We start from the raw sequence: 22558 nt of genomic DNA, 5'->3' as shown, positions 1-22558 counted from the left end.
CTCATGATTTCCTTTCGCCACCATGCGATTTCGATCGCCGCGGTATTCCTGGCCCTCGCGGTCGGCGTGGTGCTGGGCACCCGCACCCAGGGCAACGGATTGTTCCCCGGCGCGGGCGACCGGCAGCAGGTCACCGATCTGCGCGCCGAGAACGCACGGTTGAGCGAACAGGTGAAGGCCTCCGACGCGTTCCTGTCGGGTGCGGCCGGGAAGCTGCTGGCGGGCAGTCTGGCCAACCGGTCGGTACTCCTCTTCACCACCCCCGACGCGGACAGCGGCGACGCGGACGCGGTCACCGCCGCGCTCACCACCGCCGGGGCCACGGTCACCGGCCGGGTCGGGCTCACCGGCGCGTTCACGGACTCCTCGGAGGGCGACCGCCTGCGCACCGCGCTGGTGAACGTGGTGCCCGCGGGTGCGCAGTTGAAGATCGATGCCGTCGATCAGGGCAGCCTCGCCGGGGACCTGCTCGGTCAGGTGCTGCTCGACGATCCCGCCAACGGGCAATCGCGCGGGACCGCGCAGGAACGTGGCCTGGCGCTGGAGACTTTGCGCGGCGGCGGTTTCCTGACCTTCGCGGACGTCCAGCCCGCACAGCTGGCCGTGGTGGTCACCGGGGATGGCGCGCGAGCCGACGAGAACAATCGCGGCACCATCATCGCCCGCTTCGCCGGCGGGCTGCGCTCTCACAGTGCCGGGGTGGTGCTGGCGGGTCGCTACGGCGCGGCCGAGGGGCCGGGGGCCATTGCGGTGACGCGGTCCGAGGGCGGGCTGGCCACGGTCACCACCGTCGACAATGTGGATCGCGAGATCGGGCGGATCACCACGGTGCTCGGGCTCACCGAGCAGATGAACGGCGGCACCGGCCGGTACGGCACCGGCGCGAAGGCGACCTCGCTCACACTCGCCGCCCTGCCGCGCTGACCCGAAGACCCGGCCGACACGGGAAAGATCGCCCGCGACACGCAGAATCGACGCTTTCGACACTCCGAGGCGAGCCAATCGCGGGCAACCGATGTGCGTGGCATTCGATCGGCTTCACCGATCCGTGTTACCGTGAAGTCCCGTGGGTAATTCACGGATTCCGGCGCGCGCGGCCACGAAACACATCTTCGTCAGCGGCGGTGTCGCCTCTTCACTCGGTAAGGGTTTGACCGCCTCCAGCCTCGGTCAACTACTTACGTCGCGCGGTTTGCGCGTCACGATGCAGAAATTGGATCCGTACCTGAACGTCGATCCGGGCACCATGAATCCTTTCCAGCACGGAGAGGTTTTCGTGACCGAGGACGGCGCTGAGACGGATCTCGATGTCGGCCACTACGAACGTTTTCTGGACCGCGATCTATCCGCGGACGCCAATGTGACCACCGGCCAGGTGTACTCGAAGGTGATCGCCAAGGAGCGTCGCGGCGAATACCTCGGTGACACCGTGCAGGTGATCCCGCACATCACCGATGAGATCAAGAGCCGCATCCAGGCCATGGCGGGTCCCGACCTGCACGGCCAGGCTCCGGATGTGGTGATCACCGAAATCGGTGGCACCGTCGGCGATATCGAGTCGCAGCCGTTCCTCGAGGCGGCGCGGCAGATTCGTCACGAGGTGGGTCGCGACAACTGCTTCTTCCTGCACGTCACGCTGGTGCCCTACCTGGGCCCCTCGGGCGAGCTCAAGACCAAGCCGACCCAGCACTCGGTGGCGGCGCTGCGCAATATCGGTATCCAGCCCGACGCGCTCATCCTGCGCTGCGATCGGGATGTGCCGCAGCCGCTGAAGAACAAGATCGCGCTCATGTGCGACGTGGATGTGGACGCCTGCATCTCCACGCCGGACGCGCCGTCGATCTACGACATTCCGAAGGTGCTGCACCGGGAGGGCTTGGACGCGTACGTCGTTCGCCGCCTGGGTCTGCCCTTCCGGGACGTGGACTGGACGGTCTGGGGTGATCTGCTGGATCGCGTGCACAACCCGCGCGAAGAGGTCACCGTCGCGCTGGTCGGCAAGTACGTGGACCTGCCGGACGCCTACCTGTCGGTCACCGAGGCGCTGCGCGCGGGCGGGTTCGCATCGAAGGCCAAGGTCAACATTCGCTGGGTGCAGTCCGACGAGTGCGAGACCGAGGCGGGCGCGCGGTCGCACCTGGCCGACGTCGACGCGATCCTGATCCCGGGCGGGTTCGGTATTCGCGGCATCGAGGGCAAGGTGGGCGCGATCCGCTACGCCCGCGAGCATAAGATTCCGCTGCTGGGCCTGTGCCTGGGTCTGCAGTGCGTGGTCATCGAGGCGGCGCGCTCGGTGGGCCTGAAGGACGCCAACTCGGCGGAATTCGAGCCCGACACCAAGTACCCGGTCATCTCGACGATGGCCGACCAGGAGCAGATCGTCGCCGGTGAGGCCGATCTCGGCGGCACCATGCGCCTGGGCGCGTACCCCGCTGTGCTGCAGAAGGATTCCCTGGTGGCCGCCGCCTACGGCGAAACCGAGGTCTCCGAGCGGCACCGCCACCGCTACGAGGTCAACAACACCTACCGCGACAAGATCGCCAAGAGCGGCCTGAAGTTCAGCGGCGTCTCCCCGAACGGCCACCTGGTCGAATTCGTCGAGTACCCCGCCGACCAGCACCCGTTCCTGGTGGCCACCCAGGCCCACCCGGAACTCAAGTCCCGCCCGACCCGGCCGCACCCGCTCTTCGCGGCCCTGATCTCGGCGGCACTGGATTACAAGGCCGCCGAACGGCTTCCGGTCGAGATCCCCAACGGGGTCCCGGCGGAGGCGGAGAAGGTCTCCAAGTAACTCACCACCTGCCATAACCCGATCCGCCCGCGCACACACCCAGTGCGCGGGCGGATCGCGTTCACGCCACATCCCCAAGGCCCCACCACACTCACCCCGGTTCCGCCCGCCGAGCGGTACATCCTGGAGGCGAGTCGCCGGATCCCCCTCCGCCCTGTGCCACTCGACGATTCCGGCATCGGGAGTCGGCGACGAATTGGGTGTGGTGTTGGGGTGCGCGATGGTGTGCGGTGGGTGGGTGTTGGGGCGCGCTAGGGTTTGCGGATGACGTCTTCTGGTTCGGTGCCCGGCGCGCACGAGTTCGATGTTCTGTCCAGTCGCACGGTGTATTCGGGGGCGATTCTGGCGTTGCGGCTCGATCAGGTGGTGATGCCGGGTGGGCGGACGGCCGAGCGGGAGGTGGTCGAGCATCATGCGGCGGTGGCCGTTGCCGCGCTGGATGAGGACGAGAATCTGGTGTTGATCAATCAGTATCGGCATCCGATCGGGCGGCGGTTGCTGGAGTTGCCAGCGGGGTTGTTGGACAAGCTGGGGGAGGATCCGCTCGAGGCGGCCAAGCGGGAGTTGGCCGAGGAGACGGGGCTGGCGGCGCGGGAATGGTCGGTGCTGGTGGATGTGGCGTTGTCGCCGGGGTTCACCGATGAGGCGCTGCGGGTGTATCTGGCCACGGGGCTCTACGAAACCGACCGGCCCGAGCCGGAATTGGAGGAGGCGGACCTGCAGATTCTGCGGGTGCCGCTGGCCGAAGCCGTGCGGGCCGCGCTCGCGGGCGAAATCACCAATGCCACAGCGGTTGCCGGGGTGACCGCGCTGATGACGGCGCGGGCCAGCGGTGCGGCGCTGCGTCCGGCGGACGCGCCGTGGCCGGGTATGCCGACGGCCTTCCTCGAGCGTAAGGCGCGGGAGAATTCCGCGTCTCAGTAGTGGGAGATCCCGATTGGGATACTTGTTCGATTCGCGTGCTTCGGCTGGCCGAGTTCGTCGGTGGTGGCTGCAATGATGTGACCCGTGCTGAAGCGGCAGATCGACGCGTACCTCGACCATATGGCGGTCGAGCGCGGCGCTGCGCGTAACACGCTGAGCGCCTATCGTCGCGATCTCGGCCGCTACCAGCACTTTTTGACCGGCCGCGGGGTGGAAACGCTTGCGCGCGTGGCGGAATCGGATATTGCGGAATACATGATCGCGCTGCGGTCCGGGGATACCGAGCATCCGGCGCTGGCCGCCTCCTCGGCCTCGCGGGCCCTGGTCGCGGTGCGCGGACTGCATCGGTTCGCGACGGCGGAAGGGATCACCGACGCGGATGTGGCGCATCCGGTGAAACCGCCCACGCCCGCCCGGCGACTACCCAAAGCGCTACCCTACGACCAGGTTTCGCGACTGCTCGAGGCCGCAGGCGGCGATATCGCCGAGGGGCCACGCGGATTGCGGGATCGGGCGCTGCTGGAACTGCTGTATTCCACCGGGGCCCGGATCTCGGAGATCATCGGCCTGGATGTGGACGATATCGATACCGCGGAGCGCGCGGTGGTGTTGCGCGGCAAGGGCGGCAAGCAGCGCATGGTGCCGATCGGTCGGCCCGCGCTGGCGGCGGTCGACGCGTATCTGGTGCGCGGGCGTCCGGCGTTGGCGACGCTCGGGCGGGGCAACAGCGCGCTGTTCCTGAACCATCGCGGTGGGCGGCTGTCGCGGCAAACCGCCTGGCAGGTGCTGCAATCCGCGGCGGAACGGGCGGGTATCGCCGCGCAGGTCTCACCGCACACGCTGCGGCATTCGTTCGCGACGCATCTGCTCGACGGCGGGGCGGATGTGCGGGTCGTGCAGGAGTTGCTCGGGCATGCCTCGGTCACCACGACGCAGATCTACACGCTGGTGACGGTCGGGACGCTGCACGAGGTGTGGGCGACCGCGCATCCCCGTGCCCGGTAATGGAATCGGCTAGGCGGGGGCGTCGAGGTGCAGGACGCGGTCGGTCAGTTGCATGCGGCGCACCGTGAATACCAGCGCGATGGCGGCCGCGGCGACGATCAGAATGAAGGCGACCGGGGTCGGCCATTCGAGGATCTCGACCAGTTCGACGGCCTCCTTGACGCCGATCAGCGCGGCACCGCCGCCGACCACGAACCATCCGGCGGCCTTGTTCGAGTAGGTCACGAACTCGGTGCGCTGCTCCGGGGTCAGTGACTCCAATACCCGCTGCTGCCAGGCGCTTTCGCTGCGTCTGGTGAGCAGGTAGGCGACCGGTGGCAGCAGCCACCACCACGGCGAGACGCGGGGATGCGGGATGGCGTTCATCTGATTTCTGATCTGGGCGGTACCCCGGCCCAGCTCACCCAGTTCGACGGCGCCCTGATACATGGGCCCGGCCACCAGCACCCACGCGCCGAGAAATCCGCACCACGCCGCGATCACCTCCATCAGCGCATTATGTTCGCCATGGCAGCCACGCCGACGCCATCCCGGTCGGCGAGGGCGTGTCGGAGATATTTGCATCAGAGGTGCAAATTGTTTAGCGTGGGATTCGTACACGAGCTCCGGGAGGAAATATGGCGGCGCTGACTTCGCGAGTCGCGGACTGGCAGCGATCGGGCACGGTCGAAGATGTTGGCGGCCATCGGATCTTCGTGCGCGAGCGCGACGGCGATCCAGAGCTGCCGCCGGTGCTGCTGCTGCACGGATACCCGTCGAGCTCCTACGACTGGCGCGAGGCGTTCGAGCGGATCGAGGGGCATCGGCTGCTCACGTTCGACTTTCTCGGGTTCGGGCTGTCGGACAAGCCGCGGGATGAGCTGTACTCCTTGCGGATTCAGGCCGATATCGCCGAGGCCGTGGCGCGGCGGTTCGGGGACGAACCGGTCGTCATGGTGTCGCACGACATGGGTAGCTCGGTCGCGACCGAACTGCTGGCCCGCGATATCGACGGGACCCTCACGTTCGCACTGAAATCCGCTCTGGTGTTCAACGCGAGCCTGGTCCGCGAACAGGCCAGTCTGCTGATCGGGCAGAAGCTGCTGCTCAGTCGAGTCGGACCGGTTTTCGCGCGGCTGGTCAGCGAGATGTCCTTCCGCCGCTCGTTCGGGAGCATCTTCTCCAAGGCCCACCCGCTCACCGCCGAGGAGGCGGCCGACCAGTGGGCGTTGTTGCGGCACAACGACGGTCATCGCATGCTCGACAAGTTGATCTACTACAACCACGAGCGGGTCACCCCGCCCACCTCCGAGCGCTGGCACCACGCGTTGCGCTCCTGGCCGGGTCGGCTGGAGCTCGGCTGGGCCGAGCTGGACCCGATCTGCACCGAATCCGTTCTGCAAGCCGTTCTGGCCCTGCGCCCCGCGGCCGAACTGACCCGCCTCCCGGGCCTCGGCCACTACATGCAACTCGAGGACCCCGCGCGCACCTACCAACTCATCCAACGACACGCCTCGCAGAAATGACCGACAGGCCGATACCGTCTCGAAAAGGGTTGACCTACAGCGTGGTTGAGGTTTCACGATGAGGAAATGACCTACACCGGAATCACCTTGATCGGCGCGCTCGAACTACCCGAGGACCGCATCGAGCAGTCCATCGCGGACCTGCGAGAGCGCATCGCTCTCATCCACACCGCTCCCGGATTCCGCGACGCCCGGATACACCGGCGATTGTCGCCGGATTCCCGGCTCGGCCTCGTCGTCGTCGCGCAGTGGGACAGCGTCGAAGCCCACGACAAGGCGCTCGCGGATCGCGGCCTCACCGGATTGGCGGCCTTCGCGCCTGACGACGTCACCGTGCATGGCGGCCGCTACGAGGTGGCGGCCGAATTCCACTCCACAACAGGTAATTTCGGTGACGGCCCAGGCATCACCTTCGTCAACGCCTTCGAAATCCCGGCCGACCGAATCGACGACTTCGTCCCCAACTGGCTCGACCGCGCCGAACACATGAGCAACGCGCCGGGCTTCCGAGCCAACCGCCTCCACCGTGCCCTCGACGCCACCACTCATTTTCAACTGATCAATATCGCCCAATGGGACACCCCCGAAGCCTGGACCGCCGCCACCGGCGACCCCCGCTTCCAACAACGACTGACCGTCGCCCCAACCTTCGCCACCCCCAACCTCGGTCTATTCCATCTCATCGGGGAGTACTGACGGGGATCAGCGTCCCTGGCTCGGCGGTGCATCGGAAGGGAAAGGCTGAGAGCCGGACCCGACATAGCCCGGTGGCGGATAGCCCAGGCTCTTGAATGCGGCCGGGTATCCGCCGGGCTCCCGGGTACGTCGCGATCTTGCGAAAGCCATTGCACCGGACGTGAATACGAAGAGTGCTCCGACTCCGATTCCCGCCCAGGATGCGGGTTCACGCCAGGAGGGCGTATCGGTGGGGCCGAGCACGCTGAGGGTAGTTCCGGCGGGCGCCGGCATGCGGTTGATCTCATCGACGATCTCGGCCCGCGTCGCACGCTGGCGCCGGAGCGCTGTGCCGCAATCCGATCCCGCCGCCGGCGATCAACCCGACGCCGATCAGTCCGCCGAACAACGCGCCGACGATCCGAACGCCTTTGGACATCTTGCCCCCCGGAGAATCGCTGTCTTGAACGGGCGGAGTGTATCCAAGGTCGGTGGCTGTGGATTCGGCGTGATTGGGACGGAATCGGGGGTATCTGGTCTGATCTGCTGGGAACATGCTTGGGAACCCGTAATCTGCTGTCCCACAACGCGAGAGTGTCCGGGCCTGGTCAGACGGCTGAGCTAGGACACCCTTACCAGCCCTGAAGTGCAGGTTTACAGTGCGTGTCCGAGCGTTGGTCCGGCGCGAACAGGCGGTAGCGTCTAGATGGACCGGTTCGCACACGCGGCCGGGCGCGTCGTCCACGGCAGGTCGGTGGGCGGGGGTTAAGGGCAGGAACGTCGAAGGAGCAGCGGACGTGACGACTACCGGTGGTGCGGGCCAGCGGATCGAAACCGCCGCGCAAACGCTGTGGGAGGCACCCGATGTGGTGCACGACAGCAAGCAGGTCGGTCCCACGGGTCGCCCGTTGCGCGAGATTCCGGAGCCGCCCGAGCCCGATCACACCGCGCCGGCGCTGATCGTCGCCATGTGTAATCAGAAGGGCGGCGTCGGCAAGACCACCTCGACGATCAATCTCGGTGCGGCGCTGGCGGAGTACGGGCGCAAGGTGCTGCTGGTGGATCTGGATCCGCAGGGCGCGCTGTCGGCGGGTCTCGGTGTGGCGCACCATGATCTGGATGTCACCGTGCACAACATGCTGGTCGGGCCGGGCAAGGTCAATGTCGACGACGTGCTGATGAACACCAAGGTCGAGGGCATGGATCTGCTGCCGTCGAATATCGACCTGTCGGCGGCGGAGATCCAGCTCGTCAACGAGGTGGGGCGCGAGCAGACGCTGGGCCGGGCGCTCGCGCCGCTGCGCAATCGCTACGACTACATCCTCATCGACTGCCAGCCTTCGCTGGGCCTGCTCACCATCAATGCCCTGGCCTGCGCCGACGGTGTCGTCATTCCGATGGAGTGCGAATACTTTTCGCTGCGTGGCCTGGCGCTGCTCAACGACACCGTGGAGAAGGTGCGGGACCGGCTGAATCCCGAGTTGGTGCTGTACGGCATCGTGGTCACCATGTTCGATGCCCGCCTATTGCATTCGCGTCAGGTCATGACGCGCGTGGTCGAGGTGTTCGGCGACCTCGTGTACGACACCGTCATCTCGCGCACCGTGCGCTTCCCGGACGCCAGTGTCGCGGGTGAGCCGATCACCACCTGGGCTCCGAAATCCGGTGGTGCGGAGGCGTATCGGGCGATGGCGCGGGAAGTCATCCAGCGGTCGGGCCGTTGAGCGATTCTTTCGACACGGCGTCCGCGCACGACCCGGCGGACGCGGATACGGCGCTGCCCGGGGGCGGTGACGTGCTCGGCGATATCGCCGATTCCGGCACGGTCGTGCCGGAGGAGAGCGCTGTCCCGGTCCCGGCTGCTGTCCCGGTTGCGGATACTGCCCCGGCGCCGAAGACCGCGTCCGTCCCGAACCAGGCCGCCGCATCGGACAATTCGGACTCGACGGGCAAATTTCACCTGAACCTGGCCAACTTTCAGGGCCCCTTCGATCTGCTGCTGCAGCTGATCAGCTCGCGCCGACTCGATGTCACCGAGATCGCGCTGCACAAGGTGACCGACGAATTCATCGCCTACACCAAGGCACTCACCGCGGCCCTGTCCGGTGAGCAGGGGCTGCGCGCCGACAAGATCCTCGACCAGACCACCGAATTCCTGCTCATCGCCGCCACCCTGCTGGATTTGAAGGCGGCCCGGCTGCTGCCGTCCGGCGAGATGTCCGACGAGGAGGATCTGGAACTTCTCGAAGCCCGCGACCTGCTGTTCGCGCGGCTGTTGCAGTACCGGGCCTTCAAGCAGGTGGCCGAGCTGCTCAGCGAGCTGGAGGCGGCCGCGCTGCAACGGTATCCGCGCGCGGTCTCGCTGGAGGACCGGTATCTGGCGCTGTTGCCCGAGGTTACGCTGGGGGTGGACGCCGCGGGCTTCGCGGAGGTCGCCGCCACGGTGTTCCGGCCGCGTCCGAAACCCCGGGTGGGGCTGGATCACATCCACGCCCACTCGATTTCGATCGCCGAACAGGCGGCGCTCGTGCTCGAGATGCTGAAAAGCCGTGGGCCGGGCGGATGGACGACCTTCCACGAAATCTGCGTCGACTGCGAGCACCCGATCCAGATCGTGGCCCGCTTCCTGGCGCTGCTCGAGCTCTACCGGGGCAAGACCATCGAGTTCGAGCAGCCCGACCCGCTGGGCCCACTGTCCGTCAGCTGGCTCGGCGAGCTGGAAAACCTACCCCCACAACCGGTGCTGATCGAGGAGGACTACGGGTGACCGAGGTGCACAACCCGGAAGACGACAGGCAGGACCCGGTCGCCCCCAACCCGCCCGCGCTCACCCCGGCCCAGCAGATCATCGCCGAAGCGGCTGCAGCGGCGAAGACACAGGCCGTGCCCGCCGTGCTGATGCGCACGAGCGAATCGGCCGGGCACCTCGATGTCGTGGCACAGGATTCCGGATCGGCTGCGACCGAACCGGTCGCTGAAGAGGCCGAGGTCGCGGCAGTTCCTGCGGACACGGCGGCACCGGTTGACTCAGGAGCGCCTGCGGATGAGGCGCGCACCGGTGTGGGTGTGGCCGAAGTGGATGAGGGCTCGGGTGAGCCGGAGTTCGCCGCGGACGTGTCGGATGTCTCCGTGCGGGGCGGGGGTGATGTGGAGCTCGATGAGGATGAGGAGGAGTTGAGCGAGGAGGAGTTTCGCTCCGCGCTCGAGGCGATGTTGTTGGTGGTGGATGCGCCTGCGCCGGTGGAGTTGTTGTCGTCGGCGATGCGGGCGCATCCGATTCGGGTGGAGACGGCGCTGCGGGAGATGTCGGCGGAGTTGACCGCGCGGCGCAGTGGCATGGATCTCAGGTTCGTGGGGGATGGGTGGCGCTATTACACGCGGCAGGAATTCGCCCCCTATGTGGAACGTATGCTGTTGGACGGCGCACGGTCCAAGCTCACACGCGCCGCTTTGGAAACCATGGCGGTGATCGCGTACCGTCAACCGGTTACCCGAGCACGCGTGAGTGCGGTGCGCGGCGTGAACGTGGATGGCGTGATCCGGACCCTGCTGGCGCGGGGCCTGATCGCGGAGGCCGGAGCGGACCCGGAGACCAACGGCACTCTGTACATCACCACCGAACTGTTCCTGGAACGGATCGGGCTTGCGTCACTGGCGGATCTGCCGCCGTTGGCCCCCCTGCTCCCGGGCGTCGATCTGATCGACGAGATCAACGAGAGCCTGGACACCGACCCCCGGTACACCAGGCTGAAGAAACCGGCCGAGGCGGATATCGACCTCGGCACCGATGACTGAAATAGGACAACGTGAATACACCCGCTCGCCGAGATGGCACACCGGAACGTAGGAAACGTGGCAGCGAACCGCCCAGTGGCGGTTCCCGGGCCGCGCGAGGCAAGACCGGAGACGATCGGTCCGCCCGCGGCGGCAGCTCTTACGGCGGAGGTTCCGCCGGATCCCGCGGCGATTCCCGCGGTGGCAGCTCGTACGGCGACTCGCGCGGCGGGTCCGGCTCGTACGGCGATTCCCGTGGTGGCGGCAACGCCCGCGGTGGCAGTGGTTCCTACGGCGGCGGACGTGGCGGCGATTCCCGCGGCGGTTCGTCCTCGTGGGGCGGCAATTCTCGCGGTGACTCGCGTGGCGGCAGCGGTTCGTACGGTGGCGGCCGCGGTGGCAGCGGGTCCGACTCGCGCTCCGGTGGCTCGCGTGGCGGCGACTCGCGTGGCGGCTCCTCGTGGGGCGGCAATTCACGTGGTGACTCCCGTGGCGGCAGCGGCTCGTTCGGCGGTGGCCGTGGTGGCGATTCCCGTGGTGGAAGTGGCTCGTTCGGCGGTGGCCGTGGCGGTGACTCGCGTGGTGGAAGTGGCTCGTTCGGCGGCGGCCGTGGTGGCGATTCGCGCGGTGGTAGCGGTTCGTTCGGCGGTGGCCGCGGTGGCAGCGGGTCGTACGACTCGCGCTCCGGCGGTTCGCGTGGCGATTCCCGCGGTGGCTCGTACGGCGAATCTCGTGGTGGCTCCGGCTCTTACGCCCCGCGCGGCGAGGGTTATGGCGCACGCGGCGGATCCGGTTCGCGCGGTGAGGGTTCCGGTTCGCGTGGTGGCTCTTCCTACGGGAATGCCGCGCGCGGTGACAGCCGTGGCGGGCAAGCCCGGACCGGATTCGGTTCGGATCGTGCCGGTTTCGGCCAGGACCGTAATGCCTCGCGCGGGCGGATCGGTGGCGGTAGCCCGCTGGCCCCGCACACCTCGCCCAATACTCCGGCCAAGAAGAAGACCGTCAAGCCGGTCAAGCAGGCCGTGCAGCCGGTACTGATCAGCAATGCCAAGCCGGCTCGTCGCCAGCATGTGGATGTCGAGGCCCAGGGCCCGAAGAAGCTGCCGTGGGGCGAGGGTGAGCGCTTGCAGAAGGTGCTCGCCAAGGCCGGTGTGGCGTCGCGCCGCGCGGCCGAGGAGATGATCGACGCCGGTCGTATCGAGGTCGACGGCAAGATCGTCAAGGAGCAGGGCCTGCGCATCGATCCGGAGACCGCGGTCGTGCGGGTCGACGGTGTGCGCGTGGTGATTCGCGCCGAGCAGGTGTACCTGGCACTGAACAAGCCGAAGGGCTGGCAGTCCACCATGTCCGACGAGATGGGCCGCCCGTGTGTCGGCGATATCGTCGCCGAGCGGATCGCGGCCGGGCAGCGCCTGTTCCATGTCGGCCGCCTGGATGCCGACACCGAGGGCCTGTTGCTGCTCACCAATGACGGCGATCTCGCGCACCGGCTCATGCACCCGTCCTTCGAGGTGTCCAAGACCTACCTGGCCACGGTCAACGGCGAGGTCAACAACCGCGACGTCGGCAAGCTGCTCAAGAACGGCATCGAGCTCGAGGACGGCCCCGCCGCGGTGGACCGCTTCCAGGTGCTCGAGGTCGGCCAGGGTAGGTCGCTGGTGAAGGTGGTGCTGCACGAGGGTCGCAAGCACATCGTGCGCCGCCTGCTGGACGCGGTCGGCCACCCGGTGATCGCGTTGGTGCGCACTCATATCGGGCCGGTCGCGCTGGGTGATCAGCGGCCGGGCACGCTGCGTGTACTGGGTCGGGACGAAATCGGGAAGCTCTACGAGGCGGTGTCGTTGTGAACGGTGTGGGAAGTCTGATCGAGACCGGCGCACTGACCGGTTCCGCGCAGTTGGTCGTCGCCATGGACGGACCGTCGGGCACCGGCAAGTCGAGCGTGTCGCGTCAGCTCGCGACCCGGCTCGAGGCCAGCTACCTCGACACCGGCGCCATGTACCGGGTGGCGACGCTGCGCGTGCTGCGCAGCGGCGTGGACCTGGACGACGCCGAGGCGATCGTGGTGGCCGTCAAGGAACTGCCGCTGACCATCGGCACCGATCCGAGCCGTGAGGTCATCCTGCTCGACGGTGAGGATGTCTCCGCCGAGATCCGCGGCAATGCGGTGACCAAGGCGGTGTCGGCGGTGTCGGCGGTGGCCGAGGTGCGCGAGCAGCTCGTCGCCCTGCAGCGCGATATCGCCGGTGCGGCCGGTCGAATCGTGGTGGAGGGCCGCGATATCGGCACCGTGGTGCTGCCCGAGGCGGATGTGAAGATCTACCTCACCGCATCCGCCGAGGCCCGCGCGTTCCGCCGCAATGCCCAGAACATTTCCGAGGGTCGCGGTGACGACTTCGAGGCCGTGCTGGCCGATGTGCAGCGCCGCGACAATCTGGATTCGACCCGCAAGGTGTCGCCGCTGCGTCCGGCCACGGACGCCGTGCTGGTCGACACCAGCGATCTGAACAAGGACGAGGTCATCGACGAGCTGTACCGCGTGGTGGCCGAACGAATTTCGGCTGGAGGCGCGCAGTGACCCAGGACACCTTCGCCGGTGACGGCATCTGGTCGGACGAATCCGACTGGGACATCGCCGAATTCGCGGGCGAGCAGGACGCGGAACACATTCCGCTGCCGACGGTCGCGATCGTGGGCCGCCCGAATGTCGGCAAATCCACGCTGGTGAACCGCATTCTGGGGCGCCGCGAGGCCGTCGTCGAGGACATCCCCGGCGTCACCCGTGACCGCATCTCCTACGAGGCCACCTGGGCCGGTCGCCGATTCCTGGTGCAGGACACCGGCGGTTGGGAGCCCGACGCCAAGGGGCTGCAGCAGTCGGTGGCCCGGCAGGCCGAGGTCGCCATGCAGACCGCCGACGCGGTCGTGGTCGTGGTCGATGTGACCGTCGGCGCGACGTCGGCGGACGAGGCGGTCGCGAAGACGCTGCGCCGCAGCAAGACCCCGGTCATCCTGGTCGCCAACAAGGTCGACAACCAGAAGCTCGAGGCCGACGCCGCCGAGCTGTGGTCGATGGGTCTGGGTGAGCCGCAGCTGGTCTCGGCCGCGCACGGTCGCGGCACCGGTGACCTGCTGGATCGCATTCTCGAGGTGATGCCTGAAACGCCCCGCGAGGGAACGGGTCTCAGTGGTGGCCCGCGTCGTGTGGCGCTGGTCGGCAAGCCGAACGTCGGCAAGTCCTCGCTGCTCAACCGCCTGGCGGGCGAGGAGCGCTCGGTGGTCCACAATGTCGCCGGCACCACCGTCGACCCGGTCGACTCGCTGGTCGAATTGGGCGGCAAGCCTTGGCGTTTCGTGGATACCGCGGGCCTGCGTCGTAAGGTCGGCACCGCCTCGGGCCACGAGTTCTACGCCTCGCTGCGCACCAAGGGGGCCATCGAGGCCGCCGAGGTCGCGGTCATGTTGATCGACGCCTCCCAGCCGCTCACCGAGCAGGACATCCGCGTCATCTCCATGGTCTCCGAGGCCGGGCGCGCCCTCGTCATCGCCTACAACAAGTGGGATCTGGTCGACGAGGACCGCCGGGAAATGCTGGAACGCGAGATCGACCGCGAGATGGTCCAGGTCCGCTGGGCGCAGCGCGTCAATATCTCCGCGCACACCGGCCGTGCCGTCCAGAAGCTGGTTCCCGCCATGGAACTCGCCCTGGATTCCTGGGACAAGCGCATCTCCACCGGCCGCCTGAACAACTGGCTCAAGGAGGTGATCGCCGCGACTCCGCCGCCGATGCGCGGCGGCCGCCTGCCCCGTGTCCTGTTCGCCACCCAGGCGTCCACTCGCCCGCCGACGTTCGTGCTGTTCACCACCGGCTTCCTCGAGGCGGGCTACCGCCGCTTCATCGAGCGGAAGCTGCGCGAGGAGTTCAACTTCGACGGTTCCCCGGTGCGCGTGAACGTGCGCGTCCGCGAGAAGCGGGAAAAGAAGAAGTAGCGCGCGACCCACGTACGCTTCGGCCCGGGACACGAAACCGTGTCCCGGGCCGACTCGTCTGCGGGTGCAGCCACCCGGGCGTCAGCGATTGATCCCGGCGCACAACGCTTTTCGCGGGCCCGGGCCCGGGCCCGGCTGGTGCAGCGTCGGGCCGGTCCGGTCGTCTGGTGACATCCTGCTCACGCGAAAAGCATCAGTTGCGGCGGGCCGGTGCCCGCCCCGCCCGGGATATGGCCGAGGAAAGGCCGCGCTGGCTACGTCCGGAGCGCTGGCGGTGTTCACCACCCTCAGTCCACCCGGTCGCTGAACGGGCATCTTCGCCGTACCACCCGGCGCTGCCGATGCGCCGTGCTCAGCGTGCCGGGCGGGGGCCGATGATGGAGGCGCGTTCCATGATTCGCACCTGCGGCCAGTAGTCGCTGGCTGCGTAGTGCTGGACGGCGGCGTTGTCCCAGAACGCGATGGTGTCGGGCTGCCAGTGCAGGCGGACCTGGTGTTCGGGGGAGTCGGCGGCGCGGCACAGTTCGTCGATCAGTGCGCGGCTCTCGTCCGGGGCGAGACCCTCGATCCGGTCGGTGAAGACGCGGTTGACGTAGAGGTGTCTGCGGCCGGTGGCGGGGTGGGTGCACACCACCGGATGCCGGACCGAGGGGAATTTCGCGCGCATCTCCGCCTGCTGTTCCGGGCCGAGCGCGAAGCCGAAGGCGCGCGTGTAATCGTGGACGGCGTCGAGGTTTTCGATCCGCGCCTTCGTGTCGTCGTCGAGGAATTCGTAGGCGGCGTACATGTCCGAGAACAGGGTGTCGCCGCCGATCTCGGGGACGGAGATGGCGTGCAGGATGGCACCCATCGACGGTGTTTCGCGCCAGGTCACGTCGTGGTGCCAGGAGTTCTCGAAGCCCGCGATCTGTGCGCTCTTCTCGAAGCGCACCAGCTCCGGCAGCTCGGTGTTGCCCGGCAGGAACGGGTGTACCTCGAGATCGCCGAAGCGACGGGCGAAGGCGACGTGCGCGGCCGAGGTCAGTGGTTGATCGCGGAAGAACAGCACCTTGTAGGCGTGGAGCGCGCGCCGGATCTCGTCGATCGCGGCATCGGGGAGTTCGGCGGTCAGGTCGATGCCGGAGATCTCGGCGCCGAGGGTCGCGCCGACCTGCCGGGCCTCGAAGTGCTGCCAGGTGAGTCCGGCCAGCCGGGTGTGCTCATCGAGGAGGTGGGTGAAAGGTCCGGTTCGCACGGCGTATCCGGGCAGTCGCATGGACCGCGGGCGGTTGGCCGCGGGGGCTTCCGGGGTGGTGGTGACGGTCATTCGCGTGCTCCTTCGTGGGGTCGAAACACTGGTGTAGTCAGCTGACTACAGTCGATGATGCGCTAGTGTAGTCGCGTGACTACAGACTCGGCAACGGAAACTTCGCCGGACCCGAACGAGGGCCCGATCGGCCGCGACGCGGTCGTCGCCGCGGTCCTCGAGCACGCCGCGGATCTGTTCGCCGAGCGCGGCCCCGCGGCCACCTCGATCCGCGACATCGCCAAGCGGGCGGGCGTCAACCACGGGTTGGTCTTCCGTCACCTGGGTGCGAAGGAACAATTGGTCGCCGCCGTCCTCAATCACCTGGCCGACCAGACCGCCCTGCGGGTCGCCGCCGGTCCCGTGTCACCCGGCGACCCGACCATGCGCCGCCAGTGGACCGTCCTCGCCCGCGCCATCCTCGACGGCTACCCGGTAGGCGAACTGCAGCAACACTTCCCGACCGTCAACAGAGTCGTCGAACAGGCCCGCCTGCACCACCCCGACGAGCGCAGCGCCGACCTCGCCGCCGCCAACGCCCTGGCCCTGGTACTCGGCTGGCAGCTCTTCGAACCGTTCCTACGCTTCGCCACCGGCCTGCAAGATGTCCCGGAACCAGAGCTGCGCAAGGGAATCGAATCGGCAGCCGCGAACGCGATGGGCCTCCCGCACCCCTGATCAGCCGGAATCGACTGCCCTACTGCGAATTAGGGCATTCACCCGATATTGGCGTCCCCCCTGCGTCCCTAAAGTCCCTGGCGTGACTATCAACCCGATCCGCACCGCCGCAGGCGTCCTCGCCGTCGGCGCCGCCCTGCTCGCCACCCCCGCCACCGCCTCCGCGGCCCCGCAATCCCCAGCCCCCATCGCCACCACCGGCTCCGCCGACTCGGGCTCCGCCGGCCCCGGCTCCATCATCTGCTGGCTCCTCCACCCCAGCACCACCTGCCAACTCTGACCCTCCCCCGGTAATACCAAGATCAGGGAGTACTCACGGAGGAAAATCGGACAGATTCCCGCACTGAGCACTCCCTGATCTTGATGCTCAACTCCAGGGCCACGCGGCGGGGGCGATGGCGGCGTGGGGATGTGTGCGGAGGGTGAGGTCTCGCGGGGCGGCGGTACTTTTCGTGCGCAGGAACCAGATCGCGTTGAAGGCGAGGTCGTGGTGGTCGCGCTGCATCGCGGGGGAGGGGAGGGTCTTGCGCCAGCGCGGGTCGGTGTCGTCCGGGGGTGTCCAGCCCTGGTGTCCGATCATGTGTTTCGCGGTGCTGTCGCTCGGCGGTTTCGCGTCGTCTGGGAAGTCCAGTTCTAGTTCGAGGTGGCCCGGAAGTGCCGTGAAGCGGGCCGAGCAGTGGTCGGCTCCGGTGACGGTGAGCGCGGATCCGACCGGCAGCGTCGCGATGATCGCGCCCAGGTCTTCTGTCGCCTGATTCCATGCGGTGCGCTGGATCTGTTCGACCGTGTGGCGCAAAGAGATTCGACTGCTGCTGTCCCGGTTGGCCGGGCCGACGAGTTCCAGGACGATCGAGTCGTGGTTGTGGACCACGCCGGCCGTGGCGTCGGAGAGGTCCCAGCACAGATTCTTGCCGAAGCGCAGGGTGCCGTGCAGTGGGTCGCCCAGCGCGTCCCGCAATCCCTGCGTGGCGGCCCGGAAGGTGAGCTCCAGTTCGTCCTTCAGGTATGCGTACGAGTCGCTTTCGAGGTCGTAGTCGGATACGTCGGAGCTGATGGTGACCTGGATGTGCTCCAGCGCATCGCCGTCGAGCCAGAAGATGACCTTCGGATAGCTCAGGGCGAGGCTGGTACGCCCGTAGATCATCCTGTCGAGTTTCAGGTCCGAAAGCTGCTGCCATCCCGCATGTTCGGCGAAGCGTTCCACATCGGCGCGGGTCCACGTCCAGTCGAAGGTCGACGCGGCTTCGATCACCGCCAGGGTGCCCGGCACATCGAGTTCCAGTTCGTCCGACCAGGATCGGCGTTCCGGCTCCGAGGGCACCTCGTGTGAGCCGTCGGTGCGCACCGCCGCCCACGGCGAATCGTCCGCGCAGCGCAATGCCGTTGTGTCGAGGTCGCGGTTGCCCGCGCGCCACCCCGTGGCTTGCAGGTCGGTCGGTACCGTCACGCCCATGGCGTGCAGACCGGCCACGACCCGCCACGCCAGTTGGCTGTAGTCGGCTGTCCGGATCGGTTTCGCATAGCTGCGTTGCCAATTCGAGGTGGATGGGCCGGGCGGTGCCCATCCGTCCGCGGCGAGAATCAGATCGACCTCGGGGCCGTAGCGACGGTCCTCGTCGACGAAGGCGGATTGGCTGAGTTCGGCGTAGAGCTGGTCGTCGCTCTTGGCGAATTGGGCATAGAACCCGCCGGGTGCTCCGACGATGAGAACGGAGTCGGAGTACAGATCGTCCAGGTAGTCGGCCAGGGACTCGGCGTATCGATCCCAGTCGGTCAGCCCGGCCCGCAGGCTCGCGCGCCGCTGGCGGCGCTCATCCCAGAACCGTTGTGTCCGAGAGCTCAGCAGCATCAGTTCGACGGTGTCGCGGACGCTGGTGAGGCCGATGGCCAGTTCGTCGAATTCCCATGCCGGTCCGTGGTCGCCGCCGATAGCGGAGCCGGTCGGCGCGCCCCACTCGGCCGAGAGCGCGGTGGCCGCGGTATCCATCGCTGCGGCAAGCAATTCCGTGTGCTCGGGCTTGAAATGATTCGGGCTGTCGGAGATTCCGACGTGCACCTGCCGCAATCCCTCGTCGTCGTGCCAGAAGATCGCCGACGGATCCCACACGTGTACAGAGGTGCGGGCGAAGCGGGCGTACTCGCCGGCCTCCTCGATCCGATCCGGCGCGGTCCAACCGCAGGTCCGGGCGAACCTCTCGGTGTCACCCGGAGTCCACGTCCAGTCGAATGCCCTTGCCGCTCGCACGATCTGGACCAGGCCCTCGACATCCACCCGCACCGGAACTCTCCTCATGGCAGCGACGCTAACCCACCCGGGTGACATGTCCGCGGGCTGCGGGGGCGAGCGCGATGCGCGCCGGAAGCGGTAGGGTTCGAATGGTTTTTGTGTGCGAGGGGCCGAATGGTGCGTGCGGGCGAGGAATTCGCTGGATATCTGATCGAGCGGCGGCTCGGCGGGGGCGGGATGGGGGAGGTCTATCTGGGCCGCCATCCGCGGCTGCCGCGGCTGATCGCGATCAAGGTGCTGGCTCGGGAGTTGGCCTCGGAGAAGGAGACTCGCGCGCGGTTCGAGCGGGAGGCCGAGCTGATCGCGCGGCTCGATCACCCGAATATCGTGACCGTGCACGATCGCGGCGTCGAGGGCGGGCGGCTGTGGATCGCCATGCAGTATGTGGACGGCGGGGACGCCTCGTCGCTGGATCCGTTCACGCTGCCGCCGGAAGAGGCCGTGCACATCATTGCCGAAACGGCGAAGGCGCTGGACTACGCGCATTCGATGGGTGTGGTCCATCGTGATGTGAAGCCCGCCAATATTCTGCTGACCCGCCCGCCCGCCGGGCAGGAGCGCCGGATCCTGTTGACCGACTTCGGGATCGGGCGGCTGCGCGACGATTCGGCGCAGATCACCCGCACCGGCATGCTGGCGGCGACCATCACCTACGCCTCGCCCGAGCAGCTCTCGGGTGCGGCGCTGGATCAGCGGTCGGACCAGTATTCCTTGGCGTGCACGCTGTTTCGACTGCTCACCGGGTCGACACCGTTCCAGGCCGAGACCGTCGCCGCCGTCATCGCGGGCCATCTGCAACAGCCACCCCCGAAGCTCGCCGACCGTCGACCCGAACTCCCGGCCGCCCTGGACGCGGTCTTGGCACGCGGCCTGGCCAAACGTCCGGACGCCCGCTTCGAATCGTGCCGAGCCTTCGCCGAGGCTGCGGCCCAGGCGCTTTCGGATGTCTCGGAACCTACGTTGCCGCCGCCGCGCGAGGCAGTCGTCGGCCGGTCGGAGACGACGCGCGTGCTGGCGGCCCGCGACGACGGACCGGCCGGGTCGGCCGGTACCGCCGCGCTGGTGGCCACCCTGCCCGATCCCGGGGATCTCACCGAAGTGGATACCTCACGGCTGCAGGTGAACTCGCCGGTGCGCCGCCGTCGCGGTCGCTGGTTGGCCGCCGGTGCGGCCGCTGCCGCTGTCGTGCTGGCAGTCGCCGCCGGAATCATCTGGACGGCACACGATTCCGCCGCACCGGCACCCAAGGCGGCGCATCCGGCCACCGGGGAACTTCCGCAGACCGCGGTGCTGACCGGATTCGACCCGCTCACCCAGATCGATATGCAGGGCAGGAGCCTTGCCGCCCCGGCCTCGGTGGAGGATCCGGTGAACGACGGCCGCCTGCCCTGCTCGCCGGTGTCCATCGCGGCGGCGCTGCCGCTCTCCGGCGACAACTCCGCCCTGGGGGAGAGCATCCTGGGCGGCGTGAAACTGGCTGTCGCCCAGTTCGTTCAGGGCGGGGGCCGGGTCTGCCCGGTCACGGTCAAACAGTTCGACACGGGCGGCGACGCGACGACGGCCGCACCGGTGGCCCGCAAGATCGCCGCCGACAAATCCATTGTGGCGGTGATCGGCCCGGCGCTCTCCCAGGAGGTGATCGGGGCCGGCAACATCCTCGACGATGCGGGATTGCCGTTTCTCTCGCCGGTGGCGTCGCATCCGGTACTGACACAACAGGGTTGGTCCGGGTTCTTCCGGGGCGTGGCGAACGACAATGTGCAGGGACCGGCTTTGGGGCGCTATCTGGCCACGGCGGGCTACTCCCGTGTCTGCGTGGTTCGCGACAATATCGACGGCTACGAGATCGCGTTGACACCGGCGGTTGTCGACGGATTGGGCAAGGCCGCCCTGCCGGATTGCCAGGTCGGCATCGACAAGGGCGCCGACCCGGCCGCGGCGGTGCAGACCATCACGGCGGCGCATCCGGACGCGGTGTTCTACTCGGGCTACCCCCAGCGTGCGGGTGATCTGCTGACCAAGCTCCGAAGCGCGGGTGTCACAGCGCCTTTCGTGCTCGGCGACGGTGACTACGATTCGGCCTTCCGCAATGCCGCGGGATCCGCCGGGCCCGGCACGATCGTGGACTGTTCGTGCGCGCCCGCCACGAACCGCTTCCTCACCGACTACAAGGCCGCGACCGGTGAGGACGCGGGCAACTTCGCCGTCGAGGGCTACGACCTCACCGCGATCGTCCTGCGCGGCATCGTGTCCGGCAATGCGCAGCGCACGGATCTGCGGACCTACCTGCATCAGTACCACGCCGACGGCATCGGCCACTCCTACGGCTGGACCGCCACCGGCGAGCCCGCCGATCCGCGGGTCTGGCTGTATCGGATCTCCTAGGAGTCCACGGCCACGGGGTCGGGCCGCAGGCGGCGCAGGGCGAGAATGCCCAGGAGCGCACCGATTCCGAGGGTGAGCGCGAACCAGGCGGGGCGATTGCCCGTGACGGAGCCGGCGTGGCGGAACCAGGGGGTGGGACCGCAGACCCGGTAGCCCAGCGTCAGCGCCGCGGAGGGGATCAGCAGGATGCCCAGCGGCAGAATGATTCCCGGGGCGCTGCGGGTGGTGATCGCGCCGAAGCTGTAGCCGGCGATGGCGGCCACGGCACAGCTGCCGAGGAAGACGACCCCGGCGCCCGCGTCGCCGGCGGCGGGGGTGAACAGGTCGAACAACCCGAGCGCGAGGATCGCCACGGCCGCGGCCAGCGGAGCCGGGCGGAGCAGGCCGGCGCCGAGTCCGAGCGTCATGGCCAGCAGCATCGGGCCGACCTGCCAATGATGCTGCACCCCATAGCTGATGGAACTGCCGCTGGCCGCGAGCGCCACCATGAGCAGGGTGAGGGTGCCGTCGCGGCCGGGAAGCAGCAGCGCGCCCAGGAAGGTGGCCGCGGCGATGGCGAGGACCCCGCCCACGATGGCGCCGATGCTTGCCGTGGACGGTGCCAGCCGTTCGGAGACGACGGTGATGGTGGTGATCACGACGGCCGCGCCCAGCACCGGACCGAAGGGCAGATTCAAGGTGGTCGGGTAGACGCCGGGGCGACGGGAGATCAGAAAGCAAATGGTTAGCAACACTACTGCGGGGACGGTCAACCAGCTCGGCGGGAGATCCATGAAGGCCCGTTCGAGCAGTGATCTGGTCCCGTTGCCGATGACGTTCTCGAGGTGGTCGCCGACCAGGATGCCGGTCAACGCCCCGAACAGATAACTCAGTGCGGGTGGCCGATAGTCGAGCGCGGCGGCCCCGGCCGCGCCCAGCAGCACACCGGCCGCGAGCGAATCCACGAAGTTGGCGGTGGCCAGGCTCGTCGAGGTCGAGGTCACCAGAAAATGGTCGGTGGCCAGGACCAGGGCCGCGGCCGCGGCGGTACCCCAGGCCGCGCGGGTGCCGAACATGGCGACGCAGACCGCGGTGAGCACCGCGATCACCGCGCCCGCCGCGGTGGCGCGGGGCACGGTGATGGTCAGCAGCGTCATCTGCAGCGCCGAGGAGTCGGCGGCACAGCCGGTGTCGACGGGCACGATGAGTGCCAGGCACCCGACGGCGGCGGCGAGGCCCGCGCCGAGGGTGTCGAGGACCGGACGGTACCGCTGCACGGG

General features: G+C 68.1%; 18 protein-coding genes and 1 pseudogene. 15 read left to right on the top strand and 4 right to left on the bottom strand.

The genetic code is table 11. The annotated features are described in order from the left end of the window. The first annotated feature begins 3 nt into the window (after positions 1-3). The 4 genes from ACYVN4_RS23030 to xerD all read left to right on the top strand — a co-directional run bounded on the left by ACYVN4_RS23030 (position 4) and on the right by xerD (position 4720). Entirely contained in the window at positions 4-924 is a 921-nt protein-coding gene (locus ACYVN4_RS23030) for a copper transporter (protein ID WP_460724026.1), read from the top strand. A 142-nt stretch (positions 925-1066) separates the two neighbouring features. After that, positions 1067-2791: a CTP synthase gene (locus tag ACYVN4_RS23025; protein WP_460724025.1), complete on the top strand. Its 1725-nt coding sequence runs from the start codon at positions 1067-1069 to the stop codon at positions 2789-2791. A 264-nt stretch (positions 2792-3055) separates the two neighbouring features. After that, positions 3056-3715, top strand: a complete 660-nt coding sequence (locus tag ACYVN4_RS23020) for an NUDIX domain-containing protein (protein WP_460724024.1) — start codon at positions 3056-3058, stop codon at positions 3713-3715. 84 nt (positions 3716-3799) lie between these two features. Further along, positions 3800-4720, top strand: a complete 921-nt coding sequence (gene xerD, locus ACYVN4_RS23015; protein WP_460724023.1) for a site-specific tyrosine recombinase XerD — start codon at positions 3800-3802, stop codon at positions 4718-4720. A 9-nt stretch (positions 4721-4729) separates the two neighbouring features. Here xerD and ACYVN4_RS23010 read toward each other — a convergent pair whose 3' ends face one another. Next, on the bottom strand, positions 4730-5209 hold the full coding sequence (locus ACYVN4_RS23010; protein ID WP_460724022.1) for a hypothetical protein: 480 nt from the start codon (positions 5207-5209) through the stop codon (positions 4730-4732). Between the two features lie 128 nt (positions 5210-5337). Between ACYVN4_RS23010 and ACYVN4_RS23005 the strand changes: the two genes are divergently transcribed. The 8 genes and pseudogenes from ACYVN4_RS23005 (at position 5338) to der (ending at position 14664) form a co-directional block, all read left to right on the top strand. Beyond that, on the top strand, positions 5338-6225 hold the full coding sequence (locus tag ACYVN4_RS23005) for an alpha/beta fold hydrolase (protein WP_460724021.1): 888 nt from the start codon (positions 5338-5340) through the stop codon (positions 6223-6225). A 66-nt stretch (positions 6226-6291) separates the two neighbouring features. Next, entirely contained in the window at positions 6292-6921 is a 630-nt protein-coding gene (locus ACYVN4_RS23000; protein WP_460724020.1) for an antibiotic biosynthesis monooxygenase family protein, read from the top strand. An 806-nt stretch (positions 6922-7727) separates the two neighbouring features. Continuing rightward, positions 7728-8624, top strand: coding sequence for a ParA family protein (locus tag ACYVN4_RS22995; protein ID WP_460724071.1), 897 nt, complete (start codon positions 7728-7730; stop codon positions 8622-8624). A 104-nt stretch (positions 8625-8728) separates the two neighbouring features. After that, the gene (locus tag ACYVN4_RS22990; protein ID WP_460724070.1) at positions 8729-9667 is read left to right on the top strand and encodes a segregation and condensation protein A; all 939 of its coding nucleotides are present in this window, start codon (positions 8729-8731) and stop codon (positions 9665-9667) included. 131 nt (positions 9668-9798) lie between these two features. Then, positions 9799-10695, top strand: coding sequence for an SMC-Scp complex subunit ScpB (gene scpB / locus ACYVN4_RS22985; RefSeq protein WP_460724069.1), 897 nt, complete (start codon positions 9799-9801; stop codon positions 10693-10695). A 1013-nt stretch (positions 10696-11708) separates the two neighbouring features. Further along, a pseudogene (locus ACYVN4_RS22980) lies at positions 11709-12521 on the top strand (pseudouridine synthase); the annotation flags it as partial. Positions 12522-12583: 62 nt separating this feature from the next. Continuing rightward, positions 12584-13252 carry a (d)CMP kinase gene (cmk, locus tag ACYVN4_RS22975; protein WP_460724068.1) on the top strand — a complete coding sequence of 223 codons (669 nt, stop codon included), beginning with the start codon at positions 12584-12586 and terminating at the stop codon, positions 13250-13252. Beyond that, complete coding sequence (gene der / locus ACYVN4_RS22970) at positions 13249-14664, top strand: ribosome biogenesis GTPase Der (protein ID WP_460724019.1); 1416 nt, start codon at positions 13249-13251, stop codon at positions 14662-14664. Before cmk ends, der begins: the two co-directional genes overlap by 4 nt. A gap of 352 nt (positions 14665-15016) precedes the next feature. Here the strand turns inward: der and ACYVN4_RS22965 are convergent, their stop codons facing one another. Then, entirely contained in the window at positions 15017-15970 is a 954-nt protein-coding gene (locus ACYVN4_RS22965) for a TauD/TfdA dioxygenase family protein (RefSeq protein WP_460724018.1), read from the bottom strand. Between the two features lie 75 nt (positions 15971-16045). Between ACYVN4_RS22965 and ACYVN4_RS22960 the strand changes: the two genes are divergently transcribed. After that, on the top strand, positions 16046-16627 hold the full coding sequence (locus ACYVN4_RS22960; RefSeq protein WP_460724017.1) for a TetR/AcrR family transcriptional regulator: 582 nt from the start codon (positions 16046-16048) through the stop codon (positions 16625-16627). An 82-nt stretch (positions 16628-16709) separates the two neighbouring features. Continuing rightward, positions 16710-16907, top strand: coding sequence for a hypothetical protein (locus ACYVN4_RS22955; protein ID WP_460724016.1), 198 nt, complete (start codon positions 16710-16712; stop codon positions 16905-16907). Positions 16908-16994: 87 nt separating this feature from the next. Here ACYVN4_RS22955 and ACYVN4_RS22950 read toward each other — a convergent pair whose 3' ends face one another. Then, positions 16995-18920 (bottom strand): DUF6301 family protein, encoded by a 1926-nt coding sequence (locus ACYVN4_RS22950; RefSeq protein WP_460724015.1) that lies wholly within the window; start codon positions 18918-18920, stop codon positions 16995-16997. Between the two features lie 108 nt (positions 18921-19028). On the opposite strand from ACYVN4_RS22950, the gene ACYVN4_RS22945 reads away from it, so the two are divergent. Next, positions 19029-21299 carry a bifunctional serine/threonine-protein kinase/ABC transporter substrate-binding protein gene (locus ACYVN4_RS22945; RefSeq protein WP_460724014.1) on the top strand — a complete coding sequence of 757 codons (2271 nt, stop codon included), beginning with the start codon at positions 19029-19031 and terminating at the stop codon, positions 21297-21299. On the opposite strand, the gene ACYVN4_RS22940 is transcribed toward ACYVN4_RS22945, so the two are convergent. Further along, positions 21296-22555, bottom strand: coding sequence for a hypothetical protein (locus tag ACYVN4_RS22940; protein ID WP_460724013.1), 1260 nt, complete (start codon positions 22553-22555; stop codon positions 21296-21298). The genes ACYVN4_RS22945 and ACYVN4_RS22940 overlap by 4 nt on opposite strands. Positions 22556-22558: the final 3 nt, after the last annotated feature.

The sequence above is a fragment of the Nocardia heshunensis genome (genome assembly GCF_054782115.1).
Note: the sequence above shows the minus strand (reverse complement) of the source record. Positions and strands in the feature narration are given on the sequence as shown.

Excerpts from the sequence above, each read along its gene's own strand:
- ACYVN4_RS23030 (WP_460724026.1), top strand. The coding sequence starts at position 4 with ATGATTTCCTTTCGCCACCATGCGATTTCGATCGCCGCGGTATTCCTG.
- ACYVN4_RS23020 (WP_460724024.1), top strand. The coding sequence starts at position 3,056 with ATGACGTCTTCTGGTTCGGTGCCCGGCGCGCACGAGTTCGATGTTCTG.
- ACYVN4_RS23010 (WP_460724022.1), bottom strand. The coding sequence starts at position 5,209 with ATGGAGGTGATCGCGGCGTGGTGCGGATTTCTCGGCGCGTGGGTGCTG.
- ACYVN4_RS23005 (WP_460724021.1), top strand. The coding sequence starts at position 5,338 with ATGGCGGCGCTGACTTCGCGAGTCGCGGACTGGCAGCGATCGGGCACG.
- ACYVN4_RS23000 (WP_460724020.1), top strand. The coding sequence starts at position 6,292 with ATGACCTACACCGGAATCACCTTGATCGGCGCGCTCGAACTACCCGAG.
- scpB (WP_460724069.1), top strand. The coding sequence starts at position 9,799 with ATGCGCACGAGCGAATCGGCCGGGCACCTCGATGTCGTGGCACAGGAT.
- cmk (WP_460724068.1), top strand. The coding sequence starts at position 12,584 with ATGGACGGACCGTCGGGCACCGGCAAGTCGAGCGTGTCGCGTCAGCTC.
- ACYVN4_RS22965 (WP_460724018.1), bottom strand. The coding sequence starts at position 15,970 with ATGACCGTCACCACCACCCCGGAAGCCCCCGCGGCCAACCGCCCGCGG.
- ACYVN4_RS22950 (WP_460724015.1), bottom strand. The coding sequence starts at position 18,920 with ATGAGGAGAGTTCCGGTGCGGGTGGATGTCGAGGGCCTGGTCCAGATC.
- ACYVN4_RS22945 (WP_460724014.1), top strand. The coding sequence starts at position 19,029 with ATGGTGCGTGCGGGCGAGGAATTCGCTGGATATCTGATCGAGCGGCGG.